Here is a 22,085-nt window from a genome sequence, read left to right on the forward strand (position 1 = left end):
GTTTGTATCAACCTTAAGTGGACGCTACCACATTTTCATGCTTGGCGGTGAAATTTTTTTCATTGGGACTGCCTTCTGCCCTCTGCCCTCTGCCTTTCTTGATAAAAAATGGGGCATTGGGCACTTGTACTGAGCGTAGTCGTTGGCGCAGCCTCTCGCAGAGAAGTATTGGGCATTGGGCATTGGGCATTGGGAATGGTGACTGTAAAATCAGGATTTATTCTCCTTGTCTCCCGGAAGTTCTGATGCCTGCGGTAACCCCTTCGGTGTACGCCCCAAGCCGGCGCTGGTGACTTCTCTCCTTGTCTACCTTGTCTTCCCATGCCCCATGCCCCACGCCCCATCCCCAATATTCCATTGAGATGAGTTATTTTGTTCCATTGGGCGACAGTTGTGGCAGTATGGAAAGAAGTTAGAAAATTGGCTAAGGAACTGTCGGGAAGTTTATCGGGTGTTTTCCCTTACTAGGCCAAGCTTTTAACAACTTCCGCCTCACTACCGCTTGCTTAAAAAGCCGATTAAAAACTAGATCAAGGTCTTCAAAACCATATTTTCGCATTTTAAGAAAATATTCTGGCGAAAGGAAGGTATTATCGTCTGAATGTTTGGAATGAACTGCGAAAGCACTTAACATATTTCCCACCTTGACTATTCAATGAATCCAGAAAACGCAGAAACTTACATAAATCATCCAACTTGGGGTTTACTTTACAAGATCTGTATGGTTGATGAAAACCAAGATCTATTCACCACACTTTATGCCCAGCGTTTATTTTTTTTGGTGGCAAATGACATTAAAGGTGTTAAGTTCCAGCCTATCGGACGCACTGAAGCTAGAATGATGTTGGAAAATCGCTTACGCACTCTGCGTCGCACTGGGCAATCTCAGGAGTACGATCAGCTTCAGAGTGTTTTCCAACGCACCTTCCAATGAACAGTTCGATTTACGAACGTATTGTTTCTATTCGTTCCTCGCTACCAACTTCAGTCAGATTGGTTGCTGTCAGCAAGCAAGTTTCTACTGAGGCGATTCGCTGTGCCTATGCGGCAGGAATTCGTGATTTTGGGGAAAGCCGCATCCAAGAAGCTTCCATTAAACAAGCCCAGTTGCAAGACTTATCGGATATTACTTGGCACTTTATTGGACATTTGCAAAGCAATAAAGCCAAAAAAGCCATTGAACAATTCCAATGGATTCACTCCGTAGATAATTTAAAGCTGGCAGTGCGCTTAGAACAATTGGCGCAACAACTAGGAGTGACTCCCCAAGTTTGCTTGCAAGTGAAAATTCTTCCCGATCCTCACAAGTCGGGTTGGAGTGTACCAGAACTTTTATCGGATCTACCCGCTCTCAATCAATGCAAAACTTTACAAATTCAAGGTTTGATGACAATTCCGCCTTCAGGATTGGCTGATGCCGAAATTTTGAGCGTGTTTAATCGATGTCGCGAACTGGCAAAAGAAATCCAAGAGCAAAGCTGGCCGCACATAAAAATGCAGCAGTTATCTATGGGTATGTCAGGCGACTACGAACTAGCAGTGCAAGCAGGCGCAACGATGGTGCGATTAGGAACCATCTTATTTGGCGATCGCCCATAGCATACTAGTGTCAAGCTAGTTCTTGAGTATTAATTAAAAGATCGGGATTTGATGACAACAATTTTGTAACAGACTGGTGCAATTGGAAACAAAGGATATAGTATTGACAAGAGCAATCGCCAAGTAAAATTCGGGTAAAAGAACTTTCCTTTGGACAAACCTTAGGATATAATCTTGACTCATTATTATGTTTAGGCGATGTACAGGCCTTGCTAAAAGTGTCCGTTCATCGCCAAAGCCCGTAGTATAGGCTACAAATAGCAATATATTTGCTGAAGTATCCGACCATGTAGCGATGCCTACGGCGGGCTACGCCTACGCAGATGGCTGAATTAACCATTTAAGCCAAGTCAATACCGGCTATTCGCACCAGGAGAGTACACAATGAACAACATTTTTTCCAAACTCAGGGACTTTGTAGGTCTAAATGAGCAAGTGGAATACGAGTATTACGAAGAAGAACCAGATACAGACAATAACTACCAAAATCTCTATCAACAAGAAAATCCCCAACCAGTACCACAAGAAACCCCAGCAACTCAAAATAGACGTTGGCGGGAACCAGTGCCTACAATGGGAGAAGAGATAGCAGCAGCAGGGTCAAAGCCAATGGGGAATGTGATTGGTATGCCAGGAGCAATTAACGGAATTTCGGAAGTTTTAGTACTCGAACCACGCACCTTTGAAGAAATGCCTCAGGCAATTCAAGCGCTGCGAGAACGCAAGTCAGTGGTGTTGAACCTGACAATTATGGATCCAGACCAAGCTCAGCGAGCAGTGGATTTTGTCGCAGGTGGCACTTACGCTTTAGATGGACATCAAGAACGCATCGGTGAGAGCATCTTTTTGTTTACACCAAGCTGCGTACAAGTTAGTACCCAAGGTGGCGTTCTTCATGAAGTACCACAACCACCAGTCCGTCCTTCTCGCCCCGCAGGTTCTTCACCTTCAAATCAAAGTTGGGGTAACGAACCTAACCGGATGGCACAATAAAATTAAATTAGTCTTTTGTCCTCTTATTGAAAGTGAAACTACTGCCTTGGACGGGTCTCCTGGCTAAAAGCAAGTAGCATTTGATGGTAGAAATTCTCCACCCAAACTTTGCGCTTTGTCCTTTGTTTGTTAGCAATAAACAATGACGAATGACAAATGACCGATGACAAATGACTAATGACCAATGACTAATGACTATTAAATTTGGCTTAATTGGTGGTGGGGTAATGGGAGAATCGCTGTTATCCCGCCTTATTGCCCTTGGAATTTATAAATCCTCAGAAGTCATAGTTAGCGAACCGCTACCCTCACGCCAGGAATTTTTAAAACAGCGCTACAATGTTGCCGTTGCAACTGATAGTAGCCAGGTTTTCACCGAAGCCAAAGAAGTAGTGTTTTTGGCAGTGAAACCCCAGGTTTTTAGTACCATTGCTCAAGAGTTAGCTGATATTGATATTCTGAAAATAGAACACCCACCATTGATTATTTCCATCCTAGCGGGTGTAACTTTAAGTCAGTTAGAAGCTGCATTTGTGCAACTACCAGTAATTAGAGCAATGCCCAACACTCCAGCAACAGTGGGAGCAGGAGTTACAGCAGTTTGTTTGGGTGCATATACTAACCAGAAGCATCACCAAATAGCACATCAAGTTTTTGGATCTGTGGGCGAAGTTGTAGAAGTTTCAGAAGTGCTGATGGACGCAGTTACAGGGTTATCTGGTAGCGGCCCGGCTTACGTGGCGCTATTGATAGAAGCACTTGCTGATGGTGGAGTAGCCGCAGGTTTACCCAGAATCATTGCCAATCAACTAGCCTTGCAAACAGTACTGGGAACAGCAAAACTGTTGCAGGAAACCAAAATGCACCCAGCAGAACTCAAAGATCGCGTTACTAGTCCCGGTGGTACAACAATCGCCGGGATTGCCCAATTAGAAAAGGCAGGATTTCGCTCTGCTTTGATTGAAGCAGTAAAAGCTGCCACAGAGCGATCGCAAGATCTGGGAAAATGAATAAAGTTATGAGTGAGGAGTTATGAGTGAGGAGTTATGAGTGAGGAGTTATGAATTTTTACTTCTAACTCTTAATTCCCAACTCCTAACTTCTAACTCCTAACTCCTAATTCCCAACTCCTAACTCTGAATTCCTAACTCCTAATCTAACGAAGTTGACAAAAGACCCGTTAGTATAGTAAACAGTCTGGTTGCAAATGTGATTGAGTGAATTATCCCGCGCCTTCTCCTGAACTTGACCTGAGGTCGATATTTCCCTTTGAACTGGATCGGTTCCAAAAGGATGCCATCGCATCCCTCAACGCTGGACGTTCCGTAGTTGTATGTGCGCCTACAGGTTCGGGCAAAACATTAGTAGGGGAATATGCCATTTATCGCGCCCTGTCGCGAGGAAAACGTGTGTTCTACACTACTCCCCTGAAGGCGTTGTCGAATCAAAAATTACGTGATTTTCGAGAAAAATTCGGGTTGGATTTGGTGGGACTGTTAACAGGAGATGCTTCCATTAACAGGGATGCACCCATTTTGGTGATGACCACAGAAATTTTCCGCAATATGCTTTATGGTACACCCATTGGGCAAGTGGGCATTTCGTTAGTGGACGTTGAGGCGGTGGTGTTAGATGAGTGCCACTATATGAACGATCGCCAACGCGGTACAGTTTGGGAAGAATCAATTATCTACTGTCCCCGTGAAGTTCAACTGGCAGCCCTTTCGGCAACTGTAGCCAATAGCGATCAACTCACCGATTGGCTCAATCGCGTCCACGGGCCAACAGACCTGATTTACTCGGATTTTCGCCCAGTACCTTTGGAATTTCATTTTTGTAATGCCAAAGGCTTGTTTCCGCTGTTGAATGATAGCAAAACCAAAATTAACCCCCGTCTGGCTAATCGTGGTAAAAGAAGACAAGGCGATCGGGGGAAAGCTGGTAGACCAGAGGCTCCCGGCATTATTTATACCCTGAGCCACTTGCAGCAAAGGGATATGCTACCAGCCATTTACTTTATCTTCAGCCGTCGGGGATGTGATAAAGCAGTGGCAGAAGTGGGGGATTTATGGCTGGTAAATAATGAAGAGTCGCAAATTTTACGGGAACAAATTGATGAGTTTTTAAACCGCAATCCCGAAGCCGGACGTTCGGGACAAATTGCTCCCCTGTACAGAGGAATCGCCGCCCACCACGCCGGGATTTTACCTGCATGGAAAGCATTGGTGGAAGAATTATTTCAGCAAGGGCTGATTAAAGTGGTATTCGCCACTGAGACATTGGCAGCCGGAATTAATATGCCCGCCCGGACAACGGTAATTTCCACCCTTTCCAAGCGTACTGACACTGGACACCGCCTGCTAAACGCTTCCGAATTTCTGCAAATGGCGGGACGGGCAGGCCGCCGGGGAATGGATAAACAAGGTCATGTGGTGACAGTGCAAACTCCCTTTGAAGGAGCTAAAGAAGCTGCCTATTTGGCCACATCCAAGCCAGATCCCCTAGTCAGCCAGTTTACGCCGAGTTACGGTATGGTACTCAACTTGCTGCAAACTCATACCTTAGAGCAAGCTAGGGAACTGATAGAACGCAGTTTTGGGCAGTATATGGCGACTTTGCATTTAAGACCAGAATACGATGAAATAACCGAACTGCAAGGGCAATTAGCCCAATTACAAGAGCAAATCGCCGCCGTTGATGAAAATGAACTGGCTGTTTATGAGAAATTGCGGCAACGCTTGAAGGTAGAACGGCAAATATTGAAAACTCTGCAACAACAAGCCCTCTCAGATAGGCAAGAACAATTGGCGATGATGTTGGGCTTTGCAGTGTCGGGAACTCTATTGAGTCTCAAAGGTAAAAATATCCCAGTATCTTCACCCGTAACCGCAGTGTTAGTGGGAAAAACCCCTGGTTCTGGCGACACTCCTTACTTGGTATGCTTGGGATACGATAACCGTTGGTATGTGGCAACTACAGCAGATGTAGTGGATTTGTATGCCGAACTGCCGCGAGTTGAAGTACCACCTGAAGTACTACCACCAACAGAAATGTCATTGAAACCGGGGCAGTCAACTCTTGGCGATGCCGAAACATTTGCCATCGCCACTCGAATTCCCAATCCCATAGAGTCTTTGTATATGGCACCAGAGGTTGCCGAACAACTCAGTCGTGTTACCGCTATCCAAGAGCAAATAGAAGCTCATCCCGTACATCAATCAGGCAATGTCGGAACTATTTTCAAACGCAGGGCCCGGTATATTGAACTAGAAGCCGAACTCGAAGAGTTGCAAGCGGTAGTAGAGCAACAGTCACAACGTCATTGGGAAGAATTTCTCAATTTAATTGCTATTCTGCAACACTTTGGTGCATTAGATAACCTATTACCCACACAACTAGGGCAAATTGCTGCTGCCATTCGTGGTGAAAATGAATTGTGGCTGGGTTTAGTATTCGCTAGCCGCGAACTGGACAATTTAGATCCGCACCATTTAGCAGCAGCGGCGGCCGCTTTGGTGACAGAAACTCCACGTCCAGATAGTAAGGTTAACTTTGACCTCAGTAATGAAGTCACAGAAGCCTTAGGAAAATTACGGGGAATTCGTCGGCAGATGTTCCAATTACAACGTCGTTACAACGTAGCTTTACCTATATGGTTGGAGTTTGAGTTAATTGCCTTAGTGGAACAGTGGGCGCTGGGTATGGAGTGGACAGAACTGTGCGATAACACCAGTTTGGACGAAGGTGACGTAGTGAGAATTTTACGGCGGACATTGGATTTATTATCGCAGATACCCCATGTTCCCCACTTACCAGATTCTTTCCAGCGTAATGCTTATCGGGCAATGCAGCTGATTGATAGATTCCCTGTGAATGAAGTGGTTGAATGAAGCGGACACGAGGGGGACACGGGGATGCAGGGACATAGTAACGGTGAGAAATGAATCTCTGCATCGTATATACTAGTCCCCACGTCTTCATTCTTTGGTTACATAGCAACAGTCAAGGCGGTTAGGACATTAACATACGAAAAAACTTAGACATCAAAAGACTTTTCACTCAGTCCCCAGTCCCTTGCTTTAATTAAAAATGCTTTTTTGGTTTGTATACTTTTTACCAAATTTAGGATAAGTGGTATTGTTTGGAATTCTGGGAATGGTTTTGTAATTGAGACTTTCGAGCCAACATCCAAACTTTAAAATCCAAAATTGGTACAGTTTTGTAGACTATCGGGGTGTTGTTAACAGTTGAATAGAAGTTATTGCGATCGCCATCAAGACTTTTCAACTCTAATACACCAAGTTGCCAGTGCCACGCAACTGACGCAGAGAATTTATGCAATATGGACAGTCACAGGCAAATAATTTAATTGCAGCTTCGCTTTCCTCTTCAGTAAAGTCCAGCATCGCAATATTCTCATCTGATACTGATGTGACAACAGTGGTGGAACGTTGTTTAGAGGTGTAAGGTTGCTTTCTCTCAGAATCTCGAATGCATATAAAATCTTTACCGCCATGTGGGTTAGTGATGCAGGTGCGGCCGTCTTGCGTGTGCATTAATCGCTGAGTGATACTAGCATGGGCAGGATGAAATATTCCCAGGGTGGACATCAGCGAGGCAAAAATTGTGGAAGTAGAAAGCAAATTCAGTATTAGTTTTCTGTTCATCGGTTTCCCAATAAAATGTTTCTGAACGCTAAGGCTATCCGATTAAAAGTTATAGGTCAAGTGACCTGTTATCTATTTTCATCTATAAAATCAAAAATTTATCAGATTTTTAAATCCCAATCTGTAATAACATTTTGCGTTCTAAAACGTAATTTTTGCTGTAGGGAGGTGGGGGAGAGGGGGAGACTTGTACTGAGCGGAGCCGTTGGCGCAGCCTCTCGCAGAGAAGTATGGGGGAGATGGGAGAGACAAGGGAGACAAGGACAATAACTTAATGCGTTAGTCAACAGTCAACAAATTGATATCATTATTCCCAGTTTTTGTACTCTTATATTTATAAAATGCGTAATTTGATACAGAAAATGGGTATTACAAATAAGTGTTTAAGATTAAAAAGGTTTGAAACTATGATTTTAGGCTTTAAACAAATTGGTACTGTATGTGCTGTGTTTTTATTAGTTAGTCCTAGCAGTTTTCCCAAGTCAGCAGTAGCTAGTGTTAACCATCAGGCTCAACTAATAGCACAAGGACAAACTAAAATCCAATCAAATCCAGTTTTTAGGTCGATTTTGCCTAAATTAAAGCAAAAAACTCAAATCAAGATATTATTACCGAAGTTTATTCCAGAGTCGGATGGGGAATACCCGATTTACGCGATTATAGAAACTGCTAGCCAAAAGAAGTACGATATTTTACTGGGTTTTAGTCCTGATTGTAATGGTGGAAATGCTTGCCGTTTGGGTGTGCTGTCTGCTGAAGCAGTAACCCAGAAAACGCCCCGCCTTACTGGTAAACGTGTATCTTTGGCTAAAGGTATCACTGGCTATTTTGTAGATTTTAGTTGTGGTGCTAATTGTTCCGATGCTACCTTGACTTGGCGACAACAGGGCGTGCAATATACTGTGGGATTGAAAGCTGGCGATGGCGCTTCTTTAGTGAAAATGGCTAATTCGGCAATTAATCCCTAAATTGTACTGTAGCAATCACAAGCAAGTTTGATTGCGCCCGTTTTTCTTTGCCTGTCGAACTTTGTCACTAGCACGCTGCAACAAAGAAATAGGATTATCTTCTGGTATCAGTTGCACAATTCCAATGCTAGCAGTGAGTCGAAACTGTTCGCCATTGTAAGCTGTAACGATTTCCTGGCTTAGAGCTAGACGAATTCGTTCGGCTATTTGATAGCCTGTGTTCAAATCGGTATCGGACATGACTATACAAAATTCTTCGCCACCGTAACGTGTCACCCAATCCACTCCTCTAACGTTACTTTTAAATACATGAGCAGCAGTTTTCAGTGCTTTATCTCCAGTGGGAAAGCCGTAGGTTCGATTGACTTCACCAAAATAATCTAGATCTAGGAGTATTACTGTTAATGGTTGCTGATACTTGTGAGACTTTTCTATTTCCCGCAATAGTAATCTGTCGAGATAGCGGCGATTGAAAATTTCAGTCAAGCCATCGTGTTCGGCTTCTGCTCTGTATTTCTTGGCTAAACGACTAGCCTTAAGCACCATCTCATTAATCATCCGTTCAGCAGTGACGCGAATTCGATGCTCAAAATCAGTAATCAGCTTATCTTGTCCAGAAGCGTCTGCAATAGCATCAAATTCCTCAGCAGTGACAACTTGGTTGCGTCCCTTCTGTTTAGCAGCATAGACGCATTGATTGATTTCTTGCCACAGTTGTTCAAGAGATGAATGTCCAGTCATGGGTACTACTCCCAAGGAAGCTGTGATATGAACTGAAGACTTTTCCTTAAGTCTGAATTCATAAGTCTCGATTTGAGTTCTGAGAAATTCTGCAAAAGCTTTTCCCTGCTCAGTATTACCACGCATACAAATAGCAAATTTATCACCCCCCGTCCGAGCAACAATTCCTGCTCCTAGAGAGTACTTTTGTAAAATCTGCCCTACCTCCTGCAAAATCTGATCCCCCGCAATATGACCGTGACTATCGTTAATAAACTTAAAACGGTCAATATCGAGGTAAATCAAACATACAGACTCTACATCTTCGTTGGATGTTAAAAGCTCGATGGCATAATCATTAAACTTACGAAAATTAGCAGTCCCGGTTAATTTATCAAGGTTAAAAGAATGCTTTTGCTTGCTATGCCACAAACTCCGTTGCAAACGCAAACCGATTTGCCAATCAAGGGCATCCCGTTTACAGGTTTCATCTCCTGCATCCAACCAAGAAAGGACAGTGGATTCTTGCTCTATAGTGTCTATCAAAATTACTGTTGGTAAACCAACATTAGTGTATATAAACTTGACTTGCTCCAAATTGTCAAAATTCCTAACATCCAGTACAACAGCGTTAAAATGTTTCTCAAATAAAGCGGGACTATCAACTTGAACCCACTCCAAATTGAGAGATAAATTTTGGGGTTTGGGCAAATCAGTTGGACTGCACCAAGCAACTCGTATCACTTTCAATTGTTCGTTCATTAATTGCAATTTTACTAACTGATAACTGGAAGATAGTTTTGTAAAATACTTAATTATGCTTATATAGCAATCCTATTTCAGTTGTGAACATATAGGTGTTGATTGTTGACTGTTAACAATCAACAACCCTGACATGTAAGATTTCACAAATTATTTGGGAGTGCTATATTGATAACTTAAAGTTTAACAAGCAAAATCAGCGATCGTCTTGGAAAAGTTACGAGTATGGGGGAATGGAGAAGAGTGACAAGGGGACAAGGAGGACAAGGGAGATAGAGATAAGAAGTTCTGAGACTAAATTGGTATAATAAGTATTGTTTGAAATTATTGAAATACCTTTGTCACAAAGGCTGCAAAATTGGTATCAGTCAACAATCAACTAATCAACAACCCAAAGCCGAACAATTTATTTTTTTAGATACAACCAGGACTTACGCAAGTGTCACAAAAAATCAATTTTTTTTGCTTGTAGTAAGGACTTTAGTCCTCTAATAAGGACTGAAGTCCTTACTACAAACTTAAAATAATATGCCAGTTGCGTAAGTCCTAACAACTCTGAATTTATGTCTGCGAATATTCGAGATTCGGTAATGACTTTTTTATAATTTCTTAATGTTCATTTCACCACACTATGCGATCGATAACTGATAATCCAAATATCGATCGCCAGCAAGAGTGTTGAGTTATGTGTATGGAATTTGGGCGGGAAATCTGCGGTAATCTGGACATAGCAGCATCACGGGAATGGTTAGTGACTAACGGTATCGGGGGTTATGCTTCTGGAACCGTGGCAGGTTTATTAACTCGCCGCTATCACGGTTTATTAGTAGCAGCTTTGCAACCGCCTCTGGGTCGCACTTTACTGTTAGCAAAGCTAGATGAAACAGTCTTGTATGGCGATGGCTTTTATTCTCTATATACCAATCGTTGGGCAGATGGTACCATCGATGCCCACGGCTATCAAAATATCGAACATTTTTCTTTAGAAGGTACAGTTCCCCTGTGGCGTTTTGCTGTTGCTGATGCATTGTTAGAAAAACGAATCTGGATGCAACAGGCAGCGAATACAACTTACGTACAATATACTCTGCGTCGTGCCACTCAACCACTGAAGTTGACGCTTAAGGCGATCGCTAACTACCGCGATTACCACAGCGACACCCACAATTATAATGATTGGCAGATGTCTATCGAACAAGTGGAACAGGGAATTTGTGTCAGTGCTTATCCTGATGCCGTACCTATATATCTACTAACTGACCGCGCCAGCGCCTCCCCTGCCCACAATTGGTACTATAACTTTGACTTAGCTGTAGAACGCTATCGAGGATTAAGTGACAAAGAAGACCACCTCCACGCCGCTACCTTTGAAGTTACCCTCAATTTAGGAGAATCCCTCACCTTTGTTGCTAGCACTCACAAGCAACCAGAGTTGAACGGCGAAGCAGCACTCAAACATCGCCACACCCTAGAACAGAAATTAATTGGACTTTGGAAATCTAACCGACCTTTGAATGCTGCCGATCCTCCTGCTTGGGTGAATCATTTGGTTTTGGCTGCTGACCAGTTTATCGTTGACCGTTCAGTACCAGAAGACCCCCAAGGCAAAACTATCATTGCTGGTTATCCCTGGTTTAGTGACTGGGGACGTGATACCATGATTAGCCTCCCTGGTTTAACCTTGGCCACTGGCCGCCCAGAAATTGCACGTTCGATTCTTCGCACCTTTGCTAGGCACGTAGACCAGGGAATGTTGCCCAATCGTTTCCCGGATGCAGGCCAGACACCAGAATACAACACAGTCGATGCAACTCTTTGGTATTTTGAAGCCATTCGAGCTTATTACAACGCCACTGAGGATAATGATTTACTAATGGAACTATTCCCCGTGCTGACGGATATCATCAACTGGCACTGTCGCGGTACGCGCTACAACATCCACCTCGATGCCACCGATGGTTTACTGTATGCAGGAGAAAAGGGCGTGCAACTGACTTGGATGGATGCGAAAGTTGGAGATTGGGTAGTAACGCCCCGCATTGGCAAACCAATAGAAGTTAATGCCCTGTGGTATAATTCCCTACGAACAATGGCTAAGTTTGCTCGTTTGATTGGCAAACCCCATCAAGAGTATGAAGCGATGGCAGACCGCGCCCAAATCAGATTTGCTCGCTTTTGGAATCAGCAAACCGGCTCCTGTTACGATGTGCTGGATACTCCCAACGGAGATGATCCATCTGTGCGCCCTAACCAAATTTTCGCCGTTTCCCTACCAGAAAGCCCACTGACAACAGCCCAACAAAAAGCAGTGGTAGACATTTGTGGACAGATGTTACTAACTTCACATGGATTGCGATCGCTCGTTTCCAATCATCCCCAGTATCAGGGTAAATACGGTGGCAACCAGTATCAACGCGATGGTGCTTACCATCAGGGGACTGTGTGGGGTTGGTTGTTAGGGTCGTTTGTCACAGCACATCTACGCGTCTACAAAAATCCTAAACAGGCGCGTCAATTTCTGCAACCAATGGCTAATCATCTAATAGCACATGGCATTGGCAGTCTCAGCGAAATTTTTGATGGCGATGCCCCAATGACTCCACGCGGATGCATTGCCCAAGCATGGACAGTTGCAGAAGTGTTGCGTGCTTGGTTGGTGACGGAGGTTTGATATCGCCTCCGTTTAAGGGGCTTGTGATTCAGAGGGGACGCTTGGTGTTAAGAAAGTTCATCTGTTGAGGCATAACAAATACCTTTGATTATGCCTCACGTTAAATTTGGGACTTCCAAGTCAAAAAATATTTCATTACTACTGTTGACTGTTAACTGTTAACTGTTAACGCTTTAACCGGAATAATTTATTTTTTGGAGTTCCCTTTGTCAATTTACACCAAGTATGCATAGATGGTCTTCTATGAGTTCCTTGCCTAAATGCATTGGGTATGGCAAAACGATATTTCCCATAGACCAAGCAGGTGTGCATCTTAAATAGTGAGGTACTCGACACAGAGCCTTTAAAGCTTCTTGTTTTTGAAAATCTGAGCGTACAAAGAACGGCACAATTTCCACCATTTGTTGATGTTTGAATGGGATGTTAGCACTGTATTCATCGTCTTGATAACCGAGTTTGTAAAGTTCGGGTATTGGCATCTCATTTTGCAGTTTTTGTGTTTTTGGTAGCCTTCCCACAGAGAAATAATGTAGTAATTCTAGTGCTGACCCATCGTAAAAACCGCTGAGATGTGGTAAATCTCGTGTTGGACAATCTTCGCTCCAAGTTTCTCGATTGGTGATGTATTGTGGTGTTTCTTTACCAGTGCGAATCCGAATTACTGCTAATAAGTTCTTTAATTGGTTATTCTCACGGCTGTACTCGCAAGTATGACCAGGAACATGGCTGAAGTCTAGAACGTTGCGTTTTGCCAGCAGGTACTCATTTTGCAACTGAGGCCACATTTTGCCTTCATTATCTTCGCCACGTTCGTTACGCCACCCTTCGGCTTCAATTAAAACAATGGTTGGTCTGTCTAAATGTTTAGTTACTACCCGTGCAACAAACTGTACTAATGTTCCATCCAGTACAGCATTCATCACCCGTCCTTTTGTTGCTTTGCTGTAGGCTGGTAATTTATCCTCATCGTCTTCTGTGTCACTTGATTTTTGTGTAACTGTCTGTATCATTTGAGAACTCATTCCCTCTCTAACACAAGCTTCACGAATAGCTTCTTTAATGTTTTGTTGAGGGAGAACTCCTTTTGTTTTAATTCTGCCAATTTCAATAATTGCTAAGCAGTGGGGATTAGTCTCAAAATTTATCCGTGGAATAATAGCATTTTTTTGGAGAAAAATTCGCCATGCTTCTCGCTTTGCTTGATGCACGTATTTGCTCATCGAATTTATTACGATCTTTAGGCAATAATCCACCTGTATTAAGTGGCTGCAAAAGCGTCGCATCATCAATCAAAATTTTTGAAACTGTTATATCTTGTGGAAAATCTTCATTTTCATTTAGAAGAAATACATCACGTAATTGTTGGTAAACTACTTCACAAGTATCTTGTTCTCGATAAATCAGAAAAATGTGCATTGCTTTACCCTGCAATGCTCGGTAAATACCATTAATAGCAATTTTTCGATATCAGCACGGTTAAGCGCACCAACTTCCATCTTTGAGAAATAGTTGATATCATCCTCAGTCAAAGTTTCTGTGCGATCGCGCTGCAAATGGTAAACTTGCTCCCGCATACCCCACCAACATTGACGGATTTCCTCTGCTACCCATCGCGCCTGATCGTAGGAGTTGACGAGTAATAGTATGCGTTCCCTATCCTGCCAAAAATCTGGATTGCTCTGGCCAAGGCGTTTCAATTCCTCAAGTTGCTGTCCTAAAGTACCCCAATGTCATCAAAAACACCACCATTGGTCAGTAAAACTTCTTCAGCATATACGTCATCAAACCACTTAATAACTGTGTCTACTTCATCGAATACAACAATATCGGAATGTAGATAAACGAGTTCCCCTATTTTGATGGGACGCAATTCTAGATGACGCGGTAAACCAGCCATTGCCATTGCACCTGGAGTTGTAATCCAAACACGGGCATTTGGCATATCACGATAGACTAGCTGTGATGGGCAAGTAGCAAAAAACGGACATAAATGAGAAACACCAGGGTAATTGTTTTGTTTTTTACGCTTGCTTTCGCTTTCTGGTGCTTCTTTCAAAGCGTGACATGGCTCAGTTCCAGGTATGAGTGGCTTACCATGCAATCGATCAAAGATATCGTTAGCTTGTAGGAGTCCTTGCAAAGCACAAGCCGTTCCCAAAAAGCGATCGCCCCAATGTGGTTGTCGGCGTTGCCAGTGTTCCTGAAAGTCTTTTGAGCCATAGAAGCTTTTCAGATGTGCGTCTCGTTTAGTGCGTCCTAATAACGGTACTGCAACAGGCTCATCGTTTTCGGGATCGTCACAGAACCACCAATTAATTTGATTTGCTAACCGAATTGCTGACTGTACATCACTGACAACTAAGGTGATGCGGCGATCGCTATGATTTCGCACAACATTAACAGCAAGCAAAGTTGACAGGGTAGACTTCCCAGAAGCCACCTGTCCCGCAATATGTACAAAACCATCCAAATCTAGTGGTTCTGTATTGCGATCGCTCACCGTCCCATCTGGCTGAATTTTGTGAAAGTTGATTTTGCCAAAGCGGCTTACCCAATGTCCTTTTTGTGTTTCGTGCCAACCATATCGGCGTGCTAGTAACTGTTCGCGGCGATCGAGGAACTCTGCATCTGACTCTAAATCTGAAATTCGCACTGAAAAAGAGTTGCGATCGCGTGGTATAGGAAACCAAGGTTGTTGTCGTGCAGGACTTAAATGTTCTGGTGTGAACTGTACTTGCATGGAAACTGTTTCTTTTTCCGTCTTCGCCTGGAATTGGTAGGGAACTCCTGCCTTTGCTGGTTCAGCCCTGCGTTGGCGAAACTCTAAATCAGCACTCAGACAGTTTTCATATAAATTTTGGTGGACTTGATGGCGCAGACCTTTCGCCGCATGAATAATCTGAGAATCTAAATCCTGGATATTAAAATCATAATTACGCCAGTTTTGCGGAATATTGCGAATGTAGAAACGTAATGCCCCCAACCATACAAAACGTGCAGAAAATGGGATAATTTGCCGAGCATTAGCAACTGCACGCCTCTGATTTTCATCTAAGTTTTGTAAACGTGGATGTCGCAAAGGCATACCACTGAGTATTGCCCAAACTGCTGTGACTGGTTCATCATCGATTCCTAAACACTCCATCAAGGCAAAGCCAAGTTCTACCTGAAGTAATAATTGGGCTTGCTCTCGATTTAGCTCAGAGTTATCTTTCAATTCTTTGATACGTTTTTTGACACTCCCGTGCCTAAAGGCGACGGGATTCTTCGTTCATCCAGCCAACTTGTCTAGAGGAGTTTCCCCACCTAGATAGAGGTCGTTCTGTCCAGAAGCTTTAGATTCTGTGTGCCCCACAGTACTTTTAATTCCTTTGTTCAAAATCATAATCGCTGCATTGTGGTCACGATGCATAACTGTTCCACAACAGTGACATTTATGGGTACGAGTAGACAATGATTTTTTAACTCGTGTCCCACAAACAGAACAATCTTGTGATGTGTAGTGTGGCGCAACCGCTATCGCCCAAGTATCAAAAACTTTAGCGTAGTAGTCTACCCAATTAGTGAACATTGACCACGATGCATCGCTGATAGATTTAGCTAAATGATGGTTTTTAACCATATTTTTCACCTGCAAGTCCTCATAAACTACCAAGTCGCTAGACTGGACAAGCGCTCTTGCAGTCTTAACTGCAAAATCTTTACGCTGTCTACTTACCTTGAGATGTTTTTTAGCTAATTTTTTAACAGATTTACGGCGATTATATGAACCTTTTTTACTCTTTGAAACTTGACGCTGTTTGCGCTTTAAAGATTTCTCGGACTTGCGTAGTAGTCTAGGATTTTCAACTGTCTTACCATCAGAATCAGTGTAGAAAAATTCAAGTCCTACATCAATTCCTATTTGCAAACCACTATGTTGATGCTGTTCTTTGCGTTCAACGTCAACACAAAATTGACAATAATAACCATCTGCTCTTTTAACTAATCTGACACGCTTAATCTGTTTAATAGCGTAGAAACTTAAGTCACGAGTACCAACAATTTTTAACTTACCGATATTAAACCCATCGCTAAATGTGATGTATTTTCTATCAGTAGAAAGTTTCCATCCTGATGTTTTATACTCAACAGACTGCCCACGTTTTTTAAAGCGTGGAAATCCCTTCTTACCGGGTTTCTTGGCTTTGCAATTATCGTAAAAACTTTTGATTGCAAACCAGGCTCTGTCAGCAGAAGCCTGACGAGCCATAGAGTTAAGCTTATTGGCAAACTCAAATTCCTGAGCTAAAACAGCACAAAGCGATGACAAGTCGTTCTTGCCAACATCCTTGTTATCCATCCAATGTCTTAGAGCTTTGTTGCGGACAAATAAAGCCGCTCTAATAGCTTCATCTATTGAATTGTACTGACTTTGTTTACCTTTTAACTTGGCTTCTAAGACTAACATCGTTCGACCTATTGACGACAAATCTAATATAGTACAACATGGTTGATAGGCGCAAGCTATTGACCATGACTTGACGCAAATTTTATATATGCCTGAAAAATATAGACACAAGACAACATCAGTCACTTTGATTAATTACCACTTTGTCTGGATACCAAAAAGACGCAAAAAGGTGTTAGTTGGAAATGTTGCTATAAAACTTGAGGAGTTGCTTTATGAAAAAACAAAAGAACTAGAGTGCGAAATTCTAGCCCTTGAAATTATGGAAGACCATGTGCATCTTTTTGTGAGTTGTCCTCCAACCTTAGCCCCAGACCAAATTATGTTTAGACTCAAAGGCTATACTTCTAGAGTGTTGAGACAGGAATTTCCGCATCTACTAAGATTGCCCTCAATGTGGACTAGAAGCTATTTTTGTGGAACAGCAGGAGACGCATCAAGCGAGACAATTAAAAAGTATATTGCTAATCAAAAAACACGTTAAAAACTAGACTGCGCCTAAAGGCGCTACGCATTCATCCCACCCCTGAAGGACACAAAAGACTAAAAACCCAAAAAGTTTTTAGTCTTTTGTTGGTGGGCTTTCTGCTCTAAGAGTTGTAAAGTAAACCACCACAGTCCAATTGCTTGAGGACACCTACCACTGCTACGCTGCACACTAAGTGTGACATTAGGCGCAGAAATAGGCCCTGGTGCTGACTGCGGCTGTGCTTCTTGGGCTGTAGTCCCTAACACTCCTGCTAGAATTAGAGGGCATAGAATACTACCAAAATCTTTTAAGGGCGCTAAGTTTTTCATCAGGTCAATATTTTAAAATTTCAGGTATCTGAATGACATTGACTTTTAGAATTTGCGAAAAGTGCCATCTAATAGCTGTTTATTCACACATCAAAGTCAAATATAAACACTTTTTTACTCCCAACTCCTAACTCTTGCAATTAAAGTAATCGTGTTGTCAGTTACAGTTATATTTCTAGGAAACGAGCAATAATTTGGATAATTAACTAGAAATGCAGCCCCGCCTGTAAAAGATGCTGCCGTTTCATGAAACCTCGAATTATTGTTTGTGGCTTAGGACGTACTGGATATAAAATCTTTCGTTTGCTCAGACAGCAGGGAGCATTTGTTGTTGGCATTCATCACCAAGCGATTCCAGGAGAAACTACGCCGGATGTGATTGTTGGCGATTTGCAAGCAGCGGCTACCCTCAAAGCAGCAGGAATCGAGCAGGCACAGACTTTAGTAATTGCTGGTTCTAAAGATGAACTGAATTTGTCAATTATGATGCAAGCGCGAGTGCTGAATCCCCAAATTCGCATCATTAACCGCTTTTATAATACAAATTTGGGTGAGCGCTTAGATCAAACTTTGCCAGACCATTTGAGTATGAGTGTTGTGGGTTTGGCAGCACCGGTATTTACCTTTGCGGCACTGGGAAGTCGAGCCATCGGCCAAATTAAATTATTTCAGCAAACTTGGCCAATTCACGAAGAATATATTGATGAAAATCATTTGTGGAAAGGTCGAAAACTCAATGAGTTGTGGGAAGACCGATCGCGGATGCTAATTTATTATCTTCCAGTGGAAGGTGAAATGGATTTGGTATCCGCCGTCATCTCAGGACAAGAGTTAAAAGTCGGGGATCGCTTAATTGTTGGTACGCAACCCCGGATTCGTCCTCAGAGGCGATCGTTAATTAGAAAATTGCTGAAAGTTATAACTAATCTTAGAGAGTTTCAGCAACATGGGCGATCGGTAGTGGTGGGTGCAGTTGTCTTACTTGCGGTGATTCTACTTGCTACCCTCACCTATACATCTGCTGAACTGAAGTTGTCTGTCATCGATGCTCTGTATTTTTCTGTGGGTATGATTACTGGAGCAGGCGGTAATGACAAAGTAGTAGAAAATGCTCCCAATAGTATTAAATTATTTACCGTTATCATGATGCTAGTTGGCGCAGTGGTAATTGGTATCTGGTACGCAATGCTTACCGATTTTGTCCTGGGAAGCCGCTTTAAGCAATTTTGGGATGCAGCACGAATACCCCAACGCTATCACTACATCGTCTGCGGCTTGAGTGGTATTGGCGTCAAAATTGTCCAGCAACTCCACACCAACGGACATGAAGTTGTAGTCATTGAAACTGACTCAAATAACAGATTTGTTAACACCACCAGAGGACTAGGTATTCCTGTAATTCAAGGTGATGCTAGCTTCCGTACCATACTCAAGTCCAGCAATATAGATTCTGCCGCGGCAGTATTGGCTGTAACTAGTAACGATGCCACAAATTTAGAGATTGCTCTCAAGGCTAAAAGCTTGACGCCAAGCATCCCAGTGATTGTTCATTATGCCGATCCCGATTTCGCTGGTATGGCACAACAGCTATTTGACTTCGAGGCAGTACTCAGCCCTGCTGAATTAGCAGCCCCAGCTTTTGCCGCAGCTGCATTAGGTGGACGAATCCTTGGTAATGGCATCACAGCAGATAGTCTTTGGGTAGCTTTCGCCGCAGTAATTACACCTTCACACGCCTTTTGCGGTCAGTGGGTAAAAGATGTCGCCATGTCTACTGATTGTGTACCTTTATACGTAGAAACAAATCACCAAACGCTGCACGGCTGGGATTTGCTAGAAACTAACCTCAGTGCAGGTGATATTTTATATATGACGATGCCCGCCACGCGGCTATATCAATTGTGGCGCGACGAGCAAGTATGTGAAACACAGACTTAATTACTAATTCGGATTCATGACTGTTAATTGTCACTATTAGTTTGAACTTATCAAAGGATTTTTTGCTACTTATTAAATAATATCTGGGTTATTTTGTGTAACATATAGCACAAATTACTGAATATTTAGCACCCTAATGTCTATAGATAGTATAGGCTAATCCTAGCGGAGTGTATGTATAGCGACGCAAAAACGGTGTTTTTCTTCCTTAAAGTATATCTGTAGATACTAGGCAGTTTTATAACCAGGCTTTTATATTTTGTATATAAAATTGCAATCTTTGAGATTAAAAATTAATAAGTTAAAGAAATGCAATTTTTATATTTTCTTTGTTATTTTGTATTTAACGGGACAGTTCTTGAACATTTGGTGGGTTTAAATAACAATTAATCAAACTATTTCCCCCCAAAGATGCATGTAAATGCTTTGCATTCTGCTTGCTTTCCCTCGATTCCTTAACAGAATGCAAATTGCCAAACAAATTACATAGCACTATTCAAAAACGACAAATAGTTCATCTACAACAAGGAAAACCTTGCTTAAAACTATGCTTAAAACCAATAATCGGCGAATATTTCTACCTGCTTTTATTAGCCCTTTAGAAGAAAAAAATCCAGCAGTTACTAAAAAACAATTTGCTCAGCGGAAATTAGATCTACTGCAACCATTACGTCAATGGCTCGACAAAATTGAAATTCAGAATCGCAAATTGGCCAAATTTATCGCCAAATTGATTCCAGCCCAGTGTCCCTTTGAACGTGATATCATCCTGTTTGGCCGCAAGATAGCTCACATTCCTCCAATGTGCAAGCTCAATCCCCTTTACGATGAATTTGTAGGCTTGCGTTTTCGTGCTTTATGTTATTTAGTAGATAAATGTGGAGAAGATATCCAATCGTACTGCTAAAAAAACGATATCAAGCACAGTATGGAAATTCAAGTTGAGCATCAACCTAGTCAACAACGTCTCGAACAATTGGGTGTTTCCAAATGGGCAATTTGGAAAAAGGAAGTCTCAAAATTCCCTTGGACTTATGATTCTCAAGAAACTTGCTACTTTTTGGAAGGTGATGTAGTTGTTACTCCTGATGGTGGACAGCCAGTGCAAATAGGCAAAGGAAATTTAGTAATTTTTCCTGCTGGTATGTCTTGCATATGGGAAATTAAAAGTAACGTAAAAAAGCATTATTACTTTGATTAATTCAGATTAGAGATTGATCCCCTTTGTTTTTTTGATATCTACAAAAGAAACATTTTATAACTCAATCCTAAATCATTATTGAAAAATACCGCAGAATTCAAAAGTAAAATAAGCTTGATAGCTAGCGACCAAACTGAATTTCAATAAATTGAAATCTGCTTTCATATCCCCGCTTTCTTGAAGAGAGCGGGGATCTATTAATTAAAATTCTCAAAAATACGAATTCTAGCGAAGACCACCACTAAATCAAAAGAAACTTCATAATTATGTTAGTAGTAGAAGTTAAATCATAGAAGATGTCTTATCAGAGGAAAATCACCAAAAATGTTACTACATTTAAGTACTTGGCAAGAAGTAGAAGCTTATTTACAGCAATCAACAGGTATTATTTTTCCCATTGGTTCCACAGAACAACACGGGCCAACAGGATTAATTGGTACTGACGCTATTTGTGCAGAAGCGATCGCTCGTGGTGTGGGCGACGCAACTAGAGCGATGGTTGCCCCTACAATTAATGTGGGGATGGCACTGCACCATACTGCTTTTCCTGGAACAATCAGTCTGCGTCCTAGTACTTTAATTCAAGTAGTGCGAGACTATATAACTTGTTTAGCCAAAGCCGGTTTTAGCAAGTTCTACTTTATTAACGGACACGGCGGTAACATTGCTACTCTCAAAGCAGCTTTTTCAGAAACTTACGCTCATTTAGAAGATCTGCACATTGCAAATGCCCAACAAGTACAATGCCAAGTTGGTAACTGGTTTATGTGTAATTCAGTATATAAACTAGCTAAAGAATTATATGGCGATCGAGAAGGTTCTCATGCAACTCCAAGTGAAGTAGCCCTCACCCAGTACGTTTATCCAGAAGCGATTAAGCAAGCACCCCTTTCACCAGAAGTTGCCAGCGGACACAAGATTTATAGTGCAGCAGACTTTCGAGTGCGTTATCCGGATGGACGTATGGGATCAAATCCTGCTTTAGCAACACCAGAACATGGTAAACAATTTTATGAGTTGGCGGTGAAAGAACTTAGCAATGGATATTTGGAATTTCTGAACGTAGAGTAGAAACATGCAAATATCTTCTACTGATGCAATGAAAATTAATTCCCCGCATATATTCACAGTCGTGAACCATTATTATTAATAAACAATATCCCCAGCTTATTAGATAAGCTGGGGATAAGTCTACTTAAATTTGAATGTATAAAAAATACAAACAATATTATGGATAAAAGAATAGAACCTGGCATCGAGCTATTTTAGCGTAGGGCAACCCCTAAACTATCGTTGCCGCAGCAGCGTTTCACCTCTG

The 22,085-nt window shown here is 42.1% G+C and carries 20 protein-coding genes; 12 read left to right on the forward strand and 8 right to left on the reverse strand.

All coding sequences use genetic code 11. The features are described from left to right. Positions 1–655: 655 nt before the first annotated feature. The 5 genes from pipX to GNE10_RS14385 all read left to right on the forward strand — a co-directional run bounded on the left by pipX (position 656) and on the right by GNE10_RS14385 (position 6,482). Complete coding sequence (gene pipX, locus GNE10_RS14365) at positions 656–934, forward strand: transcriptional coactivator PipX (RefSeq protein WP_096536564.1); 279 nt, start codon at positions 656–658, stop codon at positions 932–934. Beyond that, positions 931–1,599, forward strand: a complete 669-nt coding sequence (locus tag GNE10_RS14370) for a YggS family pyridoxal phosphate-dependent enzyme (RefSeq protein WP_185565754.1) — start codon at positions 931–933, stop codon at positions 1,597–1,599. Before pipX ends, GNE10_RS14370 begins: the two co-directional genes overlap by 4 nt. A gap of 384 nt (positions 1,600–1,983) precedes the next feature. Further along, positions 1,984–2,592 carry a cell division protein SepF gene (locus GNE10_RS14375; protein WP_185565755.1) on the forward strand — a complete coding sequence of 203 codons (609 nt, stop codon included), beginning with the start codon at positions 1,984–1,986 and terminating at the stop codon, positions 2,590–2,592. A 191-nt stretch (positions 2,593–2,783) separates the two neighbouring features. After that, on the forward strand, positions 2,784–3,602 hold the full coding sequence (proC, locus tag GNE10_RS14380) for a pyrroline-5-carboxylate reductase (protein WP_185565756.1): 819 nt from the start codon (positions 2,784–2,786) through the stop codon (positions 3,600–3,602). A gap of 207 nt (positions 3,603–3,809) precedes the next feature. After that, positions 3,810–6,482 carry an RNA helicase gene (locus tag GNE10_RS14385; protein ID WP_185565757.1) on the forward strand — a complete coding sequence of 891 codons (2,673 nt, stop codon included), beginning with the start codon at positions 3,810–3,812 and terminating at the stop codon, positions 6,480–6,482. 399 nt (positions 6,483–6,881) lie between these two features. Here GNE10_RS14385 and GNE10_RS14390 read toward each other — a convergent pair whose 3' ends face one another. Continuing rightward, a complete protein-coding gene (locus GNE10_RS14390; RefSeq protein ID WP_099068474.1) occupies positions 6,882–7,259 on the reverse strand; it encodes a hypothetical protein in 378 nt (125 codons plus the stop codon). A 407-nt stretch (positions 7,260–7,666) separates the two neighbouring features. Here GNE10_RS14390 and GNE10_RS14395 point away from each other — a divergent pair, with 407 nt between their 5' ends. Then, a complete protein-coding gene (locus GNE10_RS14395) occupies positions 7,667–8,227 on the forward strand; it encodes a hypothetical protein (RefSeq protein ID WP_185565758.1) in 561 nt (186 codons plus the stop codon). 15 nt (positions 8,228–8,242) lie between these two features. On the opposite strand, the gene GNE10_RS14400 is transcribed toward GNE10_RS14395, so the two are convergent. Next, positions 8,243–9,709 (reverse strand): diguanylate cyclase, encoded by a 1,467-nt coding sequence (locus GNE10_RS14400; protein ID WP_185565759.1) that lies wholly within the window; start codon positions 9,707–9,709, stop codon positions 8,243–8,245. A 685-nt stretch (positions 9,710–10,394) separates the two neighbouring features. Between GNE10_RS14400 and GNE10_RS14405 the strand changes: the two genes are divergently transcribed. Beyond that, positions 10,395–12,380: an amylo-alpha-1,6-glucosidase gene (locus GNE10_RS14405; protein WP_185565760.1), complete on the forward strand. Its 1,986-nt coding sequence runs from the start codon at positions 10,395–10,397 to the stop codon at positions 12,378–12,380. Between the two features lie 209 nt (positions 12,381–12,589). Here GNE10_RS14405 and GNE10_RS14410 read toward each other — a convergent pair whose 3' ends face one another. Genes GNE10_RS14410 through GNE10_RS14430 form a run of 5 tightly spaced genes read right to left on the reverse strand, consistent with a single transcriptional unit; the run spans position 12,590 to position 16,830 of the window. After that, positions 12,590–13,600 (reverse strand): RNaseH domain-containing protein, encoded by a 1,011-nt coding sequence (locus GNE10_RS14410; RefSeq protein ID WP_185565761.1) that lies wholly within the window; start codon positions 13,598–13,600, stop codon positions 12,590–12,592. After that, positions 13,515–13,796, reverse strand: a complete 282-nt coding sequence (locus GNE10_RS14415; protein ID WP_185565762.1) for a hypothetical protein — start codon at positions 13,794–13,796, stop codon at positions 13,515–13,517. Before GNE10_RS14415 ends, GNE10_RS14410 begins: the two co-directional genes overlap by 86 nt. Further along, positions 13,781–14,077 carry a hypothetical protein gene (locus GNE10_RS14420; protein WP_185565763.1) on the reverse strand — a complete coding sequence of 99 codons (297 nt, stop codon included), beginning with the start codon at positions 14,075–14,077 and terminating at the stop codon, positions 13,781–13,783. The genes GNE10_RS14415 and GNE10_RS14420 overlap by 16 nt, the downstream gene beginning before the upstream one ends. A gap of 17 nt (positions 14,078–14,094) precedes the next feature. Beyond that, positions 14,095–15,597 (reverse strand): hypothetical protein, encoded by a 1,503-nt coding sequence (locus tag GNE10_RS14425; protein WP_185565764.1) that lies wholly within the window; start codon positions 15,595–15,597, stop codon positions 14,095–14,097. A gap of 54 nt (positions 15,598–15,651) precedes the next feature. Then, a complete protein-coding gene (locus GNE10_RS14430) occupies positions 15,652–16,830 on the reverse strand; it encodes an RNA-guided endonuclease TnpB family protein (RefSeq protein ID WP_185565765.1) in 1,179 nt (392 codons plus the stop codon). 88 nt (positions 16,831–16,918) lie between these two features. On the opposite strand from GNE10_RS14430, the gene tnpA reads away from it, so the two are divergent. Next, positions 16,919–17,314, forward strand: a complete 396-nt coding sequence (gene tnpA, locus GNE10_RS14435; protein ID WP_185565766.1) for an IS200/IS605 family transposase — start codon at positions 16,919–16,921, stop codon at positions 17,312–17,314. Between the two features lie 59 nt (positions 17,315–17,373). Here the strand turns inward: tnpA and GNE10_RS14440 are convergent, their stop codons facing one another. Further along, the gene (locus tag GNE10_RS14440) at positions 17,374–17,628 is read right to left on the reverse strand and encodes a hypothetical protein (protein WP_185565767.1); all 255 of its coding nucleotides are present in this window, start codon (positions 17,626–17,628) and stop codon (positions 17,374–17,376) included. Positions 17,629–17,874: 246 nt separating this feature from the next. Between GNE10_RS14440 and GNE10_RS14445 the strand changes: the two genes are divergently transcribed. The 4 genes from GNE10_RS14445 to GNE10_RS14460 all read left to right on the forward strand — a co-directional run bounded on the left by GNE10_RS14445 (position 17,875) and on the right by GNE10_RS14460 (position 21,838). Continuing rightward, on the forward strand, positions 17,875–19,566 hold the full coding sequence (locus GNE10_RS14445) for a TrkA family potassium uptake protein (protein WP_185565768.1): 1,692 nt from the start codon (positions 17,875–17,877) through the stop codon (positions 19,564–19,566). Positions 19,567–20,113: 547 nt separating this feature from the next. Continuing rightward, positions 20,114–20,473 carry a Mo-dependent nitrogenase C-terminal domain-containing protein gene (locus GNE10_RS14450; RefSeq protein WP_185565769.1) on the forward strand — a complete coding sequence of 120 codons (360 nt, stop codon included), beginning with the start codon at positions 20,114–20,116 and terminating at the stop codon, positions 20,471–20,473. Positions 20,474–20,494: 21 nt separating this feature from the next. Continuing rightward, complete coding sequence (locus tag GNE10_RS14455) at positions 20,495–20,767, forward strand: cupin domain-containing protein (RefSeq protein WP_185565770.1); 273 nt, start codon at positions 20,495–20,497, stop codon at positions 20,765–20,767. A gap of 324 nt (positions 20,768–21,091) precedes the next feature. Beyond that, positions 21,092–21,838 carry a creatininase family protein gene (locus tag GNE10_RS14460; RefSeq protein ID WP_185565771.1) on the forward strand — a complete coding sequence of 249 codons (747 nt, stop codon included), beginning with the start codon at positions 21,092–21,094 and terminating at the stop codon, positions 21,836–21,838. Positions 21,839–22,085 lie beyond the last annotated feature (247 nt).

The sequence above is a fragment of the Nostoc sp. 2RC genome (assembly GCF_014222165.1).
Lineage (GTDB): Bacteria > Cyanobacteriota > Cyanobacteriia > Cyanobacteriales > Nostocaceae > Nostoc > Nostoc linckia.